The sequence below is a fragment of the Dyadobacter sp. genome, from assembly GCF_017744695.1.
GTDB lineage: Bacteria > Bacteroidota > Bacteroidia > Cytophagales > Spirosomataceae > Dyadobacter.
This window is the reverse complement of record NZ_JAGIAS010000010.1, coordinates 18,994-36,198: the sequence shown is the minus strand read 5'-3', so window position 1 is coordinate 36,198 and position 17,205 is coordinate 18,994. Positions and strand designations below refer to the sequence as shown.

At 50.3% G+C, this 17,205-nt stretch carries 14 protein-coding genes; 12 read left to right on the top strand and 2 right to left on the bottom strand.

Annotated elements, in window-relative coordinates:
• The first annotated feature begins 108 nt into the window (after positions 1-108).
• The 3 genes from J7619_RS28230 to J7619_RS28220 all read left to right on the top strand — a co-directional run bounded on the left by J7619_RS28230 (position 109) and on the right by J7619_RS28220 (position 6,692).
• The gene (locus J7619_RS28230; RefSeq protein ID WP_291207177.1) at positions 109-1,956 is read left to right on the top strand and encodes a family 16 glycoside hydrolase; all 1,848 of its coding nucleotides are present in this window, start codon (positions 109-111) and stop codon (positions 1,954-1,956) included.
• 28 nt (positions 1,957-1,984) lie between these two features.
• A complete protein-coding gene (locus J7619_RS28225; protein ID WP_291207174.1) occupies positions 1,985-3,928 on the top strand; it encodes a c-type cytochrome in 1,944 nt (647 codons plus the stop codon).
• A gap of 199 nt (positions 3,929-4,127) precedes the next feature.
• Complete coding sequence (locus J7619_RS28220; protein ID WP_291207172.1) at positions 4,128-6,692, top strand: hybrid sensor histidine kinase/response regulator; 2,565 nt, start codon at positions 4,128-4,130, stop codon at positions 6,690-6,692.
• Here J7619_RS28220 and J7619_RS28215 read toward each other — a convergent pair.
• Together J7619_RS28215 and J7619_RS28210 are read right to left on the bottom strand one after the other, a co-directional pair.
• Entirely contained in the window at positions 6,680-8,053 is a 1,374-nt protein-coding gene (locus tag J7619_RS28215) for a sigma-54 dependent transcriptional regulator (RefSeq protein WP_291207169.1), read from the bottom strand. The genes J7619_RS28220 and J7619_RS28215 overlap by 13 nt on opposite strands.
• 140 nt (positions 8,054-8,193) lie before the next feature.
• A complete protein-coding gene (locus J7619_RS28210; protein WP_291207166.1) occupies positions 8,194-8,496 on the bottom strand; it encodes a hypothetical protein in 303 nt (100 codons plus the stop codon).
• Positions 8,497-9,096: 600 nt separating this feature from the next.
• On the opposite strand from J7619_RS28210, the gene J7619_RS28205 reads away from it, so the two are divergent.
• The 9 genes from J7619_RS28205 (at position 9,097) to J7619_RS28165 (ending at position 17,199) form a co-directional block, all read left to right on the top strand.
• Positions 9,097-9,822: a ferritin-like domain-containing protein gene (locus J7619_RS28205; protein ID WP_291207163.1), complete on the top strand. Its 726-nt coding sequence runs from the start codon at positions 9,097-9,099 to the stop codon at positions 9,820-9,822.
• A gap of 27 nt (positions 9,823-9,849) precedes the next feature.
• Positions 9,850-10,641, top strand: a complete 792-nt coding sequence (locus J7619_RS28200) for a ferritin-like domain-containing protein (RefSeq protein WP_291207160.1) — start codon at positions 9,850-9,852, stop codon at positions 10,639-10,641.
• 224 nt (positions 10,642-10,865) lie between these two features.
• A complete protein-coding gene (locus tag J7619_RS28195) occupies positions 10,866-12,098 on the top strand; it encodes a sulfite oxidase (RefSeq protein ID WP_291207157.1) in 1,233 nt (410 codons plus the stop codon).
• A 35-nt stretch (positions 12,099-12,133) separates the two neighbouring features.
• A complete protein-coding gene (locus tag J7619_RS28190; protein ID WP_291207154.1) occupies positions 12,134-12,526 on the top strand; it encodes a hypothetical protein in 393 nt (130 codons plus the stop codon).
• Positions 12,527-12,574: 48 nt separating this feature from the next.
• Positions 12,575-13,144 carry a thermonuclease family protein gene (locus J7619_RS28185; RefSeq protein WP_291207151.1) on the top strand — a complete coding sequence of 190 codons (570 nt, stop codon included), beginning with the start codon at positions 12,575-12,577 and terminating at the stop codon, positions 13,142-13,144.
• A gap of 6 nt (positions 13,145-13,150) precedes the next feature.
• Positions 13,151-13,843, top strand: coding sequence for a hypothetical protein (locus tag J7619_RS28180; RefSeq protein WP_291207148.1), 693 nt, complete (start codon positions 13,151-13,153; stop codon positions 13,841-13,843).
• A 97-nt stretch (positions 13,844-13,940) separates the two neighbouring features.
• Entirely contained in the window at positions 13,941-15,185 is a 1,245-nt protein-coding gene (locus J7619_RS28175) for a hypothetical protein (protein WP_291207145.1), read from the top strand.
• An 80-nt stretch (positions 15,186-15,265) separates the two neighbouring features.
• Entirely contained in the window at positions 15,266-16,657 is a 1,392-nt protein-coding gene (locus J7619_RS28170) for a hypothetical protein (RefSeq protein WP_291207142.1), read from the top strand.
• Positions 16,658-16,689: 32 nt separating this feature from the next.
• A complete protein-coding gene (locus tag J7619_RS28165) occupies positions 16,690-17,199 on the top strand; it encodes a GNAT family N-acetyltransferase (protein WP_291207139.1) in 510 nt (169 codons plus the stop codon).
• The last annotated feature ends 6 nt before the right edge of the window (positions 17,200-17,205 follow it).

Sequence of the window (17,205 nt, the reverse complement as noted above, 5' to 3'; positions counted from 1 at the left end):
CTCATCTATAGAAATGTAATTTTCCCGATTCTTATCACGTAATTTGCAGGGCTAAAGGCATTCGTAGCCTGGATTGCTAATCTAAAACCGACTAAGCTTACTGCAAGTATGTCTAAAACCAACCGTTCACTTTTTCAATTAATCGCCTCTGGGGTAGCGGCATTCGCCATGCACACCGCCTGCGCCCAGCAGCCCATTCCTCTCAACGACCTCAGTGCTTTCACGACCAAATCCAGTGACTGGAAGATCGTCGGCAATGCATCGGCCGACCTCACCAAGGAAAACGCGCTGGTTACCAGCCCGGGTAAAGGTGTGCTCGCTTGCCTCCACGAAAAAGGCAAGTACGGCAGCGACTATGAACTGATTTCCAACTTCAAACACGGCGATCTCGACATTGAACTGGATTTCATGATGAGCAAAGGTTCCAACTCGGGAATCTACCTCCAAGGTAACTATGAAGTACAGCTTTTCGATAGCTGGGGTAAAAAAGGCGCTAAATACAACGACTGCGGTGGTATTTACGAGCGCTGGAACGACTCCAAGCCCGAAGGCGAAAAAGGCTACGAAGGATATGCACCGCGTTTCAACGTGGCGAAAGCGCCGGGTTTGTGGCAGCATATCAAAATCTCTTACCAGGCTCCCCGTTTCGACGCCAGCGGCAAGAAAATCGCCAATGCGGTATTCCTTTCAGTGGTGTTGAATGGCATTACGATCCACGAAAACGTGGAAGTAAGCGGTCCTACCCGCGGTTCACTCACAGCTGAGGACGTGCCAATGGGCCCGATCCGCATCCAGGGCGACCACGGTTCACTGGCGATCCGCAATATTGTCGTTAACAATTTTGACAAAAAACCTGCGACCCTTTCCGAGCTGACTTACAAAACCTATTATGGCGGTTTGTCGGAAACAGAAGACCTTGCAAAACTTACGCCTGCTGAAACCGGCAAATCGGAATCGCTCAACTGGGAGATTCTGAAAGAGAACAACAACTACTCTTTCGTTTACAACGGCCGTTTCAATGCAGCCAGCGAAGGCGAATACACTTTCCGTTTGCAAGCTTCGGGTAATGCCTACCTGAAAATCGACGGCAAAGATGTAATCAAGCCGGAGTGGAAACCGAACAACGAATTCCGTGTAGCCAATGTAAACCTCACAGCCGGCGACCACAAGCTCGAATTTTTCAATAACAAAAGAGATGGTTGGATGCGCCCCGTACTGGGCCTTTGGGTAAGCGGACCCGGTTTCCGTGAAATCGCGCTGCATTCGAAAAGCTCGGCTATGGGCGGCGGTTCTACCGACCCGATCCTGATCCAGGCATCAACCACTACCATTACCCGCTCTTTCATGGATTTCCGCAAGGACGAAAAAGCGAAAAGAACCCGCGTAGTTCACGCAGTTTCGGTAGGTAGCCCCACAAGCCTGCATTATACTTACGACCTCGACAAAGGTGCGGTCCTGCAAGTTTGGCGTGGCGAATTCCTCGATGCTACCCCTATGTGGCACGATCGCGGCGACGGGTCTTCACGCCCCCGCGGCAGCGTGACGTTGCTGGGCGACGACATGTTCCTGGGCAAATCAGGTAAATCTAAATGGGAGGCGGACACAACCGGCAGCGGATACCGTCCAAAAGGTTACGTATTGGACGACTCGGATGTACCTACGTTCCAGTACCAGGCATTCGGATCATCGATCACCGATTACGTTTCCGTCGTAAACAACCAGTATTTCGAGCGCATTGTAAAGGTGAATAACCCTGCAAAAGATCTCGTAGCACGCCTCGCAGATGGTGCTTCCATTGAAAAAATCTCGGAAGGACTTTACGCTGTAGACGACAAATCGTATTACATCCAGCTGGCCGACAAAAAATTGAAACCAGAAATCAGAGGAGCAGCAGGGCAGCAGGAACTCATCGTACCTGTTACCAATGGCGAAGTGAAGTACTCGATCCTGTTCTGATTTTAACCTTATTATTCCTGATTTGACAATGAAAAAACTTGCTCATATAGCATTTGCTCTTTTGGCCTCCCTGTCTACGCTGAAAGCGCAGGAGTCCCCGAAAGAAGAAGATTTTTACAAGATCGTTACCCCACCGATCCCGGAAGGCATTATCCTCGAAGTGGGTGGTTTGACGACCATGCCAAACGGCTCACTGGCGATTTCGACGCGCCGTGGTGAAGTTTGGATCGTGGATAACCCTACCAGCCGCGTACCTTACTTCCGGAAGTTCGCGACCGGTTTGCACGAAATCCTGGGTCTGGCTTACAAAGAAGGTGCATTGTACTGCGCACAACGCGGCGAATTGACCAAGCTCGTTGATAAAAACGGCGACGGCAAGGCTGATGTTTATGAAACCGTTTACGCATGGCCATTGTCAGGTCACTACCACGAATACTCGTTCGGTCCTAAACTGGCTCCGGACGGCAGCTTCTTCGTGAGTGGTAACGTAGCGTTCGGTGACGAAGAGTGGTGGAGAGGCGAAAGCCGCGTACCAGGCCGTGGCTGGATCTTCCACATTACCAACGACGGCAAATACGAACCATGGGCAACCGGCGTGCGCTCTCCTGCGGGTATCAGTATGCTGAACGGCGAGCTGTTCTACACTGATAACCAAGGCGACTGGATGGGTACCGGAGGTATTTTCCAGGTTAAAAAAGGCGGCTTTATGGGCCACCCGGCAGGTTTGAAATGGGCTGGATTGCCTAACTCACCTGTGAAACTGACTGAAAAGCAATTCTTCGCGGAGCGCGACAACCGCCAGCACCGCAACGAGCAGGGCCGTGCGATCAAGCCTGAAAATACATTGGGAGAAGAACCACAGTTCTTGTACCAACTGAAACAAAAATATGACATGGTGCAGCTTCCCGCTGTATGGTTGCCTTACGGTGTACACGGTGTGTCTACCGCTGAATTGATCCTCGACGATACCAAAGGAAACTTCGGACCATTTACCGGTCAGGTTTTTGTGGGTGACCAGGGACAAAGCAATATCATGCGTATCGTCCTCGAAAAAGTAAAAGGAGAATATCAGGGCGCCAGCATCGGTTTCCGCAGCGGATTCCAGTCAGGTGTATTGCGTATGGCATTCGACAAAGACGGATCGATGTTCGTGGGCGAAACCAACCGTGGCTGGGGATCGGCAGGCGATGCCAACCAGGGCTTGCAGCGCCTGGTTTGGAACGGCAAAATGCCTTTCGAAATGTATACCGTGAAAGCGCAGCCGGACGGTTTTGAGATCGAATTCACGATGCCGGTTGACCGTAAATCGGCGGAAGACCTGGATTCTTACAAAGTGAGCAGCTACCTCTACAAGCACTACCCTGTTTACGGCAGCCCGCAGATCAACCTGGAAGATGTAAAAATCGCTGGTGTGAAAGTATCCGACGACAACAAGAAAGTACGTATCGTACTCGAAGGAATGCGTCAATATTATGTACACAAAATTTCGCTGGACGGCGTTCGCTCGGCTTCAAACAGCTGGTCGCTCGTACACCCGGATGCGTATTACACGCTGAACAACATCCCCGACGGCGAAAGATTGAAAGTATCAGACCTGAAAACTACCCGCTCGGGTAAAGCACAGGCATCTGTTTCGGCTGAACCGGCGAAAGAACACGTTTCTCCGGACGGCAAAGGCAAAGCTACTCCCGCAAAAGCCGGAGCAGCAAAAGCCCCAACCTGGGAAGAAGTGAAGCCATTGCTCGCCAAAAACACTTGCCTTGCATGCCACGCCCCTGATAAAAAGGTAGTAGGACCTTCTTACGCCGACGTTGCAAAACGCAAATACAGCAACGAGAAGATCGTAGAACTGATTTACGCGCCGAAGCCTGAAAACTGGCCTGATTACGCCACGCCGATGGCGCCAATGCCTCAGGTTTCCAAGGCAGACGCTGCTAAAATCGCGGCTTGGATCAATTCACTTGCGAAATAATTGTAATACACCCGGCCCCGCCGGAATTATAGTCCAAAAGGCTGCTTTCAGATCGGAAGCAGCCTTTTTAGTTGAAGATCAGCGCATTCAGAAACCATTTTAATGCATTATCTTCACATAACGAACCAGACTAATGCAGTACAAATCGCACGTTTTACGGTTGAAAATGCGTTAGTTGTTATTGAATGTGTCCAAAACTATGTTTACTCTGCGTGGCCCGTCTTTCTTGAAATCGGTAAAAGGAAAAGTCGTTTTGGGCTTTTTCATTGCCTCCCTCGCCCTGGCTGCATCCTGGGTAACCAGCAAACTGGCATTCGATAATATGCTCACCACGCTGGATACGCTCTCCACCCCGGATGACAAGATGCGGCTGGTGAATAAGATATTCCAGGATATTCTCACACTCGATCACCTTCAGAACGAACGGAAACTGAAAGGAGAAGAGCTCAATGACGAGGTACTTGCCCAATCGGTAGAGTTGATTGCTACACTCGACACCCTCAGCAACATGAGCCTGGAAGACGAAATGCAGATCATCCGGATCGATTCAATGAAGAAGATCCTTAAAGAACGAGAGAAAATATATGGTGACTACGTAAAAGTCCGCTCCAAACTCGTAAGTAATAAAGCGCTGGAAGACGAGGTAAAATCAATTTCCGGGCTGATTACGACCAAGACAGTCAAACCCGACAGTACGGTAGTCAAGACTGAAAAACGGACCACTACCACCACTGTTTACACCGAAGTACCCGATACCAGCCAGAAAGCCAGTACTAAAAAAGGTTTCCTGAGCAGGGTATTCCGCGGAAATAAAAAGAACCAGGTGTCGGCAAAAGGGCCAACGAAGCTGGTGCAGAAACAGGAGGTAAATGTCCAGGTCGACACGATTCGCGTCGCTAAAAAAGATAGCACGATCGAAAAAGTAGGTGAGGCTGTCCATGCCATCGAGAAATCGCAGAAAAAACGGGCAGTAACGTTTGTAGACCGCGAGCAGGAGCTCGCAACAGCGGGTAACTCACTGGTCAAACAACTGCTGGGTGTGATGCAGGACGTTCAGCGGGATGTAATGAAGGATTCCAATACCAAGAATGCCCTGGCAAAAGGTATGGTGGAAGGAAGTGTCGACCGCCTCGAATGGATTATGCTGGGCTTTCTTTTCCTGACGGCGGTAATGGCCTATTTCATTTTTACCGACATTACCAAAAGCAACGACTACCGTCAGCAACTCGAAGAAGCCAAAGAAGAAGCCGAATACCACAGCATGGCCAAACAGCGGTTCCTGGCTAATATGAGCCATGAAATCCGCACCCCCCTGCAATCGATCATCGGCTATGCCGAAGCATTGAAAAACGAGGAGAAACCACGGAAACAAGACCTGGAAACATTGCATTCGGCCTCAGAACATTTGCTGTACCTTGTTAACGAGGTGCTCGATTACAGCCGCATTATTTCTGACCGGTTTACATTCGAGGACAGGGTGTTTTCCATCAACCCCCTCCTGAACGAGGTAATACAGGTGCTCAGGCCGAATGCGATATCCAAGGGTTTGGTATTGCGGCTCGAAAATGCCCTGAAACCAAATTTGTACCTGCATGGAGATCCTTTCCGATTGCGGCAGGTTCTGTACAATTTGCTGACTAATGCTATAAAATTCACCGAGAACGGCGAGGTTGTCCTCAAAGTGGCGGGTCACGAAAGCGGTAATCTCGCCAAAATCGAATTCCAGATCTCGGATACGGGTATCGGCTTGTCGAAAGAGCAGACCGAACGCATTTTTAACCAGTTCGAGCAGGCCGACCCTTCCATCCAGCGCCGATATGGCGGAACGGGGCTCGGTCTCAGCATTGTGAAGGCATTGGTAGAAGGGATGTCGGGCAGCATCCATGTCACCAGTAAACCGGGAGAAGGCACGACTTTTTTTGTCACCACCAGTATGAAAAAGGCAGACACACTGGAATTGGCAGAAGAAACGCCGGAACGAAGCTATCGGATCAATGGCAAAGTCTGGCTGGTGGATGACGACGCCTTTATTCTCAAATGGTGTTCTTCGGTACTCGAAATGAATGGCATTCAGCATGCAGCATTTTCCTCGGCTGAGGAGGTACTGAGCCGGCCGTGGAATGATCAGGTGAAGTTCGTGCTCACGGACATGCGTATGTCGGGCATGAACGGGGCGGAGCTCGTGAAGCGCCTGCGCAAATCGGCGCCGGAGGATGTCAAGTTCTTTGTCCTCACGGCACAGGCTTTGCCCGAGGAACGGAAAAAGCTAATCAGCATGGGCTTCGATGGTTACCTGATGAAGCCATTCCATTCAAGGGACCTGCTGGAACTGCTGGAATCGTCCTCGGCACCGGAAACAGACGTTCTGGCCACAGTACCAGCCGAAATCAAGCAGAATGATGATCACACCGCTCATAACCTGGATTTTGACTTCTCCATGCTTACCGAAATGACTTTCGGCGACGAAAGCCTGTTGCGCGAAATCCTCGACCAGTTTGTAAAAGATTCCCGCGCCGACATCGACTCGCTCCGGCAGCATATTGCCGCCAACGAGCCTGATCATGCTCAAGAACTGATGCACCGTATGGCCGGCCGCACCGGGCAGATCGGTGCCCGTGATTTGTCGGCGAGATTCAGGAATCTGGAAATCGCCTTGCGCGAAAACGCAGCAGAAGTGTCGGAAAAAGAAATGACGCAGGTCGTCAACGACGCTGCGTCAGTAATTGAGCAAGTGGAGGAAAAAGCACTTTCCTACTCGATATGATATTTTTCGATCTTGTAATACAAAGTCTTGCGGTCGATGTTCAGTAACTTGGCCGCTTTACTTTTGTTATAGCGCACTTCCTGCAACACCTTTTCGATCATTTCCTTCTCGTGCGTTTCCTGTAATGCCTTCAGGTCGGAACCCGGTGCAGGTTTCTGCTGGTCTTCCATAGCCGTGATCATTTCCGACGGTAACGCACTGAGCGTCGCCACCTCTTCTTTGGACAAAAGCACCAGGCGCTTGATCACATTATTCAGCTCGCGCAGGTTACCCGGCCAGTCGTATTTCTGGAAAACATCCATGACCTCTTTTGAAAGTTCTCTCACATTGCGTTCGAGCTCGTCATTGGCCTTATCTACAAAATGCTGTACAAAAATCGGCAGGTCCTCGCCACGCTTACGCAATGCAGGCACTTCTATTTTGAATTCATTCAACCGGTGGTAAAGGTCTTCACGGAAATCCCCGGCAGCTGCGCTGGAAATAAGGTCTTCGTTTGTCGCTGCAATGAGGCGCACATCCACTTTTACCTGCTGGGTACTGCCAATCGGAACGATAATCCGCTCCTGCAATGCCCGGAGCAATTTGATCTGCACGTCGTAACTCAGGTTACCGATCTCATCCAGAAATAGCGTGCCGCCATCCGCTGCTTCGAACTGGCCTATCTTGTCCTGCAATGCACCGGTGAATGCGCCTTTTTTATGCCCGAAAAGCTCACTGGCCGCCAGGTCTTTCGATAACGAACCGCAGTCGATCGCTACAAATGGGCCATCGGCGCGCTTGCTGAGGCGGTGAATCGACTTCGCCACGTGCTCCTTACCGGTACCGCTCTCGCCCTGGATAATTACCGACATATCGGTTGGTGCCACCAGGCGCACATATTCGAAAAGTTGTTTGGCAACCTTGCTTTTGCCTTCGATATAGTCGAGCGATTGTTTCTCCGCTTTCGAATTACTTTTCGCTTTCGGCGCAGTCTTCACGCTCGTCACCTCTCCCTTATTCAGCGCTTCCCGGAGTACCATAAGCAATTCTTCCGGATTAACCGGTTTTGTAATGTAGTCGAAAGCCCCGATTTGCATGGCGGTAACCGCGGTCCTCACATCATGAAAACTGGTCATGATAAATGCCGGGGTGCGGTTGCCCTCGCTTCTGAGCGTTTTGAGAAAATCTACGGAGTTACCATCCGGCAGACGGTAATCGAGCATCAGCACTTCAAACGGGCCATCGGGATTGTTCTTCCCGAGCGCTTCCCTCGCCTCTTTTATGTTTGTACAAACTTTTACCTGATGACCATGCTTGCCGAGAAAATTGGTGAGCAACTTTGAAAATGTAGAATCGTCTTCAACGAGGAGCAGATGAGCCATGGGTGATACTATTTCTAAGAAAAATAAATACTATTAAACGAGTGGGTATTATGTAAAAGTACAAAAAACAAACACCAAAAAGCCGGAGAAGTCTCCGGCTTTTCATTATGAGCCTGTCAGACGCCGGGAACGGCCTTTTACTAGTCGACCTTCTTCCCGTACTTGTCCAGATTAAGTGTAGATGTTTCTTCTGCTCGTTTGATATTTACTTCGTAATACTGTGAATTGTCGTCCCGTGTGACCAGGTAAGCACTGCTTACCTTCCATTCTGCATAGGAGCCGGACAAGGTACTTTTTACAGCTTCCGGAAGATCCTCCGGCCGCACTGCAACCTTGCTATGTTCGGCAATAACGGCCACGTCTGCCGGAGATTGCGTGGATGCGTCAACATCCGGGGTAACTGCTGCTAGGAAGAGGGCGAGTACTATCGGGGTTATTCGCATGATGGATCGGGCATTTAATTTTTAATATAAACTGAAAGAGATATTCGTGCCAATGAAAATATGCTACAAAAAAAGTTGATAATCAGATATTAACCAATTTTAATTCACAACTGTGTAACCGGGCGGGACGGGAGCAGCACCTCAGGTTGTGGAATTTCGCATCAGTTATGTGAAATTTAGTAACCACTTTGTCCATATACCCGTATGTTATTACCTAAACTAAAAAAAATTCAAATTTTTTTAACCAATATTGTTTAGTTAGGAACATATTCCATTATATTTGCGTAGAAATTGTTTATCTGTAAAAAGTAGCACAACTACTACACACCACCAGAGACTTAACGCTATACATTCATATATTGAATTATATCTCAGGCATTATTTACTCAACGTTATTTAAGAATACCATCGGTTAGTCTGAAAGCATCGAGAGTCCCCATCCGGGACTCTTTTTGCGTTTTAAAGCCCTGCCCATTTTCTCTTTACTCCTTCTTCCCCTGTCTCCTTTTTTCCAATACCTGATCTAAAGCAATCCAGCCCGCGTAGGTCTGTCAAAACTCTTTCGACACACGGAGAGTAGCTCAATAACCTTTTATTGCTATGAACAAACACACAAAGACGAAGAACAGCCACGGCAGGGAGGGAAAGGAAATCACCACGATTGTCAACAGGCGTCTCTTTTTGCGCTCGGCCGGACTGGCCACATCATTGGGAACGATAGTGATCGCCGCGGGATGTAATGACGATGATGAAGATCCGATGATTCCCGGCACAGGCGACACTGTTGACCTGGGATCAGGTGACATGGGTGTACTCAACTATGCATACGCTCTGGAACAACTCGAAGCTGCGTTTTACACACAAGTGATGCAGACACCTTACAACGGTATTACCGACGCTGAGAAAGCCATCCTCACCGACATCCGCGACCATGAGATCGTTCACCGCGAATTCTTTAAAGCCGCGTTGGGCGACAAAGCAATCAAAGGGCTTACTCCTAACTTCTCTGCCATCGACTTCACTAAAAGGGAGGCAGTCCTTGGCGCGGCCAAATTATTCGAAGACACCGGCGTCGCCGCATACAACGGTGCCGGAAAATTGATTAAAGATCCGAATTACCTTTTGCTTGCTGGAAAGATCGTTTCCGTGGAAGCTCGTCACGCAGCCGTTATCCGTGACCTGATTAATCCGAAATCCGCTGATTTTGCCGGTGATGACATCATCGACGCCAACGGAATGGACAGGGCCATCGCGCCGGCCGACATTCTTGCGGCTGTTAAGGGTTACGTAAAGGACACCCTCACCGGTACCAGCGTAGGCAAGTAATCATTCACACTAACAGGATCAGACACAATGGATATTTTCAAAATCATAGATCAATTTCAGCAAATTGACGGCGACGCCGTCGGGAGACTGGAATACGCCTCACGCCGCCACTTTATGCACAAAGCAGGAAGCAAGCTGGCCTCAGCGGCGATCCCTACCGCATTTGCAGCAATCGTCAACAAGGCTTTTGCGCAGTCGGCCGCTGCTGTGGATGTGCTCAATTACGCACTGACGCTCGAATACCTCGAAGACGAGTTCTACAAAGCGGGTAACGCAGCTGCGAACCTCATTCCGGCATCTGATAAAGCCATTTTCACGCAAATCGGTAAGCACGAAACGCAACACGTAGCGTTCCTGGTGAAAGCATTGGGAAGCAAAGCCATTGCGAAACCTACCTTCGATTTCCAGTATGGTGGCGCATTCAGCGATGTATTTACCAATTACAAAACATTCGTAACTGTTTCCAGCGCGCTCGAAGATACGGGTGTACGCGCATACAAGGGCCAGGCCGGCGTATTGATAGCCGATCCGCAGATACTCGAATACGCGTTGCAGGTACATTCGATAGAAGCTCGCCACGCGGCAGTGGCTAGACGGCTTGCTGCGACATTGCTGGGTAATACCGCGATGAAAGGCTGGATCACAGGCAAGGAAGGTGCCGTAGCAGCCATCTACGCCGGTGAAGATAATATGACGCAGGGAGGTGTAAATCTCAAAGGGCTTGCATCCAAGAGCGACGCCGCCATTACCGAGGCCTTCGATGAGCCGTTGACCAAAGAAGCAGTGCTCGCAATTGCGGGACCATTCATCAAAAAATAATTTACCGATTAACGTAAACTTTCCCTGTTGGGCATATACATGCACTTTTCAATGAGCGATGCTCAAAGTGCCGCGCTACACACTATTATGAATCAGGAGGTTACCATCACAGGCAACCTCTTTTTTATTAAGAAATGGCCCAAATTGGCCCGAAATAATGGTTTAAGCCGTCCGGTTTATGTAAATTTGGAAATAATGTTTTACAAGTTTTCCTGAACCAGTTGATGAATTCCGAATTAAACAGAAGAGATTTTCTCAGAAAAGGAAGCCTCACAGCATTGGCTACTGCAATGGGCAGCCAGATCGTTTTTGCAAACCGGATGCCAGCAGGGTACCGTCCCATTTTCCTGGATGAGAAGGATGCGTTGAAAGGTAAAAGTGCGGAAATGATCGTACAGGGCGACAAACCCTGGAACGTGGAAACCCCGGTGCATTTGCTCGACGACCGCGTGACACCCGTTGAGAACATGTTCATCCGCAACAACGGTCTTGTGCCTGAGAAAATAGATGTTGCCAACTGGACGCTGACGATCGACGGGGAGTCGGTGAAAGCGCCTAAAACTTACACATTGGCCGACCTTAAAAAGAAATTCAAGCAATACTCCTATCAATTGGTGCTGGAATGCGGCGGAAACGGCCGCTCGGGCTATCAGCCGCAGGCGTCTGGTAACCAGTGGGGCCAGGGTGCGGTGCATTGCGCGCAATGGACCGGCGTGCGGCTGAAAGACATTCTGAACGATGTAGGCATCAAAAGCGATGCCGTATATATAGGTTACCACGGCAAGGACCTTCACCTGAGCCGCGATCCTAAAAAAGAATCCATATCGCGCGGTGTGCCCATTGCAAAAGCCATGGAGGACGAGACACTCATTGCGTGGCAAATGAATGGAAAGGACATTCCTGAGTTCCATGGCTACCCGCTCCGACTCGTAATCGGCGGCTGGCCTGCTTCCGTTTCGGGGAAATGGCTGAGCGGCATTTCGGTGCGGAACAAAGTACACGACGGTCCCAAAATGGAAGGCCATAGCTACAAACTGCCCCGCAACCCGGTAGCACCGGGAACCGATATTCCGGCAACCGACGAATATTACAAAATCATCGAATCCATGCCGGTGAAATCATTGATCACGTATCCCAAAACAGGTGCGATGATCGACCCGGGGAAAGAGCTCGCACTACGCGGCCACGCGTGGGCGGGAGACCATTCCGTTAAGAAGGTAGAGGTTTCGATCGATTTCGGGGCTACCTGGAAAGAATGTAAACTCGAAGCACCGGTGAACCGGCTGGCGTGGCAACATTGGAACACTCATATCAAATTTCCGACCAACGGATACTACGAAGTATGGGTGAAAGCCACCGACGAAACGGGCGTGGCGCAACCCATGCTGGCACCTGCCTGGAACCCGGGCGGGTATCTGAACAATGCTTGCGAAAGAATCGCCGTCAAAGTTGGGTAATGTACCACAATGCTTTCGGGCAAATACGATAGTTTATGAAAATCCTTTTGATTGCCATGCTCGGTGCAGGTATTGTTTTTCAAACCTTGCCCGAAATGCCGGCCAAATATACCAATACCGATACGGCACTCGCCGATACCACCAAAAAAGACCCGGAAACGGGCCTTATCGTCGATGAAAACCTGTATATGGTGAAAGCGCAATGTACCAATTGCCATTCCACCAAGCTGATCATCGCCAACCGCTTTACGCGCGACGGCTGGAAGCAAAAAATCCGCTGGATGCAGGCCAACCACAACCTCTGGGAGCTTGGCGACGCTGAAAAACCGGTTCTCGATTATCTGGAAAAAAATTATTCGCCAACTGCCTCAGTGGCAAGGCGGGCGCCATTGAAAGACATCAAGTGGTACAAACTGGATCAAAACTGATCGGAAACAATACCTATCTTTGACTTTCAAACTTTATGAATATTCCGCGTGCCTGATTTCCGTTTCCTGATTTCCCGATTTGCATTTTCCAGCCTGCTGTTCCTTGTTCTCACTAGTGCTCCGACCATGCTCGCCTCGTGCGCGCTGACCTCGGAAGAAAACCGGCAATTCAGCAATAACAATGATTTACCCAATCCGCTCAAAGCCGAAGTGATCGGCATCCAGGATGGTGACACGATCGAGCTGAAATACATTTATTCAGGGAAAAAGTCAGGACGCAGGATGGGCAAAAATGTGCGGATACGTTTTCTGCATATCAACTGCCCGGAGCGTAATATGCCTTTTTATAACAATGCGAAGCAGTTTACAAGTGAGAAATGCTTCCGGAAGGTGGTTAGTATCCGCCACAAAGGCGAGTTTGATAAATACGGCCGCCTGCTGGGTGAGGTAGTACTGCCCGACGGTAAAGTTTTGAACAAGGAATTAGTCAAAAAAGGACTGGCCGTGCATTTCAAAAAGTATTCGCACGATCAGGAATATGCCAAACTTGAAATAGCTGCTAACAAGCAGAAAATAGGCATCTGGACTCAGCCCGGAATGGAACTGGGACATTTGTAATAACACATGGAACATTCACCGGTAGCACTTTTTCAGATCCTTTACCAGCATGAAACTTTGTTTCAACTGGAAGATCGCGCGCTGCCCGAACGCCCGGCATCTGCCACGGTTGCGGCACAACCCGAGCCACCCGTACCTGAGCCCGCGAACATACAAGCGCCCGTATCCACATTACCTGCGACGCCGGCCGTACAACCACCCAGCTCGTCGCAACCAACAACGCCAGCGGTACCAACCAATGCACCTGCATTGCCTCAAACACCGGCAGTGACGGCCCCACCGCCTGTAAATGTGCCTGCTCCGGCGCCCGCCACTGCATTCCCCGCATTGAAACACAAAGTACTTGTCCTCACCGACGAGCCGAAACAGCGGGAAATGCTGATGTCGGAAGCCTTGTTCCTCGATAATATCCTCAAAGCCGTCGGCCATTCGTTGGAAACCAGCGATGTCGTGAATTTCAGTTTCATGCCCGGGCAGGACGCGCGTACGGTACTTTCGGGTAAAAAGACCAACTTCTTTATTTCATTCGGCGTACCGCTGATCAAGCTCCATCTCGACCTGTTGCTCGTACCTTATACGCCTAAAAATCTGGAAGGTATCTGGTTCCTGCTCGTCGATCCACTGGTGGTGATCGAAGCCGACCGGAATCTTAAGAAAAAACTCTGGCAAGCGTTACAGAAGATGTTTGAAATGTCCTAATTCCCAGTCGCTTACCTTTTTTAATAGCCGGTCATCACAATATAATAGTGAATTTGTTTGTTTTCATGGATAATCGCAGGCTAACCCATGAAAAACTATGGCCAAACTGACTGAATTAATTGCCGGCTGGTTTCGTCCGAGAGAGTCCGACGAAAACGAATTTTATGATGATGAGCCTGTTCAGGCGAACGACACCCCTACCCAATCAGTGGAACAAAATCCGATCACTCAGACACCCGTTGCCGGCACCCGGCAACCATTAACAGCTGCTGTGCCACAGTATCAAGCTCCCGCGCCTCCGCCGGTAGCACCTCAGCCGGTAGCACCTCAGCAAGCAGTGCCGCAGATGCAAGCACCTTTACCCGCTGCACCGCAACCGGCACTCCCGCAATGGCAACCCGAAGCACAGGAACTTCCGAAAGTGGAAGTACCGATCCCATACTGGCTCGAAGATGAAGACACATTGCGCGATGAAGGCGTGCTTTTCGGTCTTTCGGAATCTGACCCGCATGAGAAAACCGACATTATCCATAAATACTTCTCGAACCTGGCCGCCTCGCATCTTGCCAGCATCGAGGAGCATAACGAGCGCATTCAGGAGCTGAACCTTTTCATAGGCCAGAAACAAAACCGCATCGACGAGTTGCAGGAGCGACTGAAAACTCCGGGCGCGCGAGCGGAAGGCGAGCATCACCTCCCGCGCACGCTCATAGGCATTACGCTATGCGCAGCCATGTGCGTGGGGAACTTCTTCCTGATTCGAGAGTCGCTGAAACCGGCATTTGCTGACAATTCATGGATCGCGCTGGGTGTGTTCCTGGCCGGGATGTTCAGCTTGTTCGGCCGCATTTCGCTTTTCCATGATACGGATTCGAAAGTGACGTGGAAATCGCTGCTGGAAGAAATAGGATTACCATTCGCGGCCGCATTGTTTGTTTTTGCGAATGTGATTACCTTCCAAACCTGGTGGCAGGCATTTGCGCTGTTCGTGTTTGTATTCTTCCTCTTCCTTTTTGCGGGAAAACTGCTGCTCAGCAACATTACCGTGCTGCGCAACGACCTCCAGGTTTGGTTAAATATTCGTCGCGACCGCCAGGATTTTGTTGAAAATAACTACAACTGGGAGTCCGAATGCCAGACGTTGCAGGAAGAAATCGACGACCTGCGTGTGAAGAAGTGGCAAGTACTCCGCGAACAGAGCCACGCCGAGACCGAACGCGACCGCCTTTTTGCCAAGCGAGACATGCTTATCAAGCTTTTTGAAAGCGAATTTTACCTTGCACGCCGGATGAAAAACGAGCTGACTACCCGGCAGCTTAACCTGATTCAGAAGGGCAAATAGTGGCAGAAATATGATCAGGAAATGCGCCGATGGCGCGATTTTTTATCCTAACTCACATTCGATCAACCCAAATAAAGGTCATGAACGAGCAAAATCTGAATGAAAACGGAGATTACCAACACGGCTACACGCGTGGAATGGAAGGTATCGACCGTGAAGTATATGAGAATTATTTGTCGAGCAATGTAAACCACGACTGGATCCAGGACCGGCTCAACGAAAAGCGGCAGGAACTCACGGAAACCAGGTCACGGAACCAGCAAGCGCTGACAGAGCATAAAGCCGTGTATGGCAGATTGCAGAATGAGGTAATGGGCCTCAACAATGCAGCCACACAAATGAAGGATATGGAGCGCTCGATCAACGAAATCGACGCGCAAACCGAGGAGCTGAAAGAGAAACGCACCGCAAAAGCACCTTCCTATTCGCTGATCGCCGGTTTGATCTTTCTCGCGGCAGGTATTTCGTTTATCGCCGGTGACCTGATCATCTCGCACGAGATCGTCGCCTATGCATTGAATATCCGGAACACGAACGAAGCCTGGGCATTTGCGATCGGTTTGGCGATGCTCTCGGTGCTGCTGAAACCGGCTTACGACCGTCTGGTAGAAGAGCCGTACCACAAGGATGAATCGCCGAAAGCGAAATCGCGGTACGCAGGTTTCAAACTGGTCCTTTCCATTTTCGCGATCGTGACGCTGATTGTGCTCGGTTGGTTCCGTTATGAGGCCTACCGCACCGACAAGCTGAAAGAAGCGATCAATAAATCGGTGAAAAACCTGCAATTGAATGCGGTGGACCCATTGACCGGCGCGCCGGTGGATAGCCCCGCATTGACCAAGAAAATCGAGCAGGCACTTCAAAACTCCGATCAACTGAATCTTGATCTTGTAAACAGCCCGTGGGCATTGCTGTCGTTCGTATTGAGCGGCGTACTGTTCGCGATCGCGGGCGCGGTGTCACTGGGTATGGCCCTGCCGGTATTGCAAGGCTTCTGGTACCGCTGGTTGCAGGTCGACCCTAAATTGTGGCGTCTGCGCAGGAGAAGAAAGCGGATTCTGAAACAAATGGAACCGTTGCAGCAGACCGTAACGCAGCATATGACCCAGAAAACCGTTCTGGAAAACGAAATCGAGCTGTTGCCTAAACTGGAAGAACTGAAAGCGGAGGAAGCGAAGATCAGGGCCGAAATAGAAGCGCTGGAAAACGAACGCAAACAGGCATTGACCGACAGCCGCATTCAGTCGTTCGGCGACGGTTATGCGCACGGACAGGTAACCCGCGACGTGATGAACGAAGAGGAATACGACGCCTGGCGTAACAGCCATCTGACGGTATCAAACCTCGCATTACGGGCCAAATCCAATGCTTCCGCCGACCGCGCCGTGCCACGTACGCGCAGCACGGGAATGCGCCCGCACCAGGCCATCCGCAAGGCAATTACCGACCGCTTTGACGAAAACAATTCATAGTTTCTTAAATTGGGGGGCTCATTTCCTTTATTATGATTCTGACCCCCCATTTAAGAATTATCTCCTGCGACGATACGCTTTATGACGCCATCCGCATGGGGAACAATACATTAGCCCGCGTTATGGGCGTAAACGTCCCTAAAAAGTGGACGGATTTTCGCGATACTTTCACCCCATCTTATCACCGCTGGAAAGCCCACCCGCCGTTGCGCGACTGGTGGGTTTACCTCATTATACACGTTCCCGACAATATGCTGATCGGCTCCTGTGGCTACAAAGGTGAGCCCGACCCGAATGGCATGGTGGAAATCGGGTATGAAATCATTCCGTCGTATCGGGAGAAAGGGCTAGGCACCGAAACCGCCAAAGGTTTGATGGACCACGCATTCCAGCACGCGTCCGTACGTAAGGTAATCGCGCACACGCTGGCAGAGGAGAATGTATCCGGGCACATTCTGGAAAAGTTGGGTTTTGCCCAGACCGAGGATGTCAACGACCCCGACGAAGGGCTGCTCTGGCGTTGGGAAATTAGCCGCCGGTAATCGTAA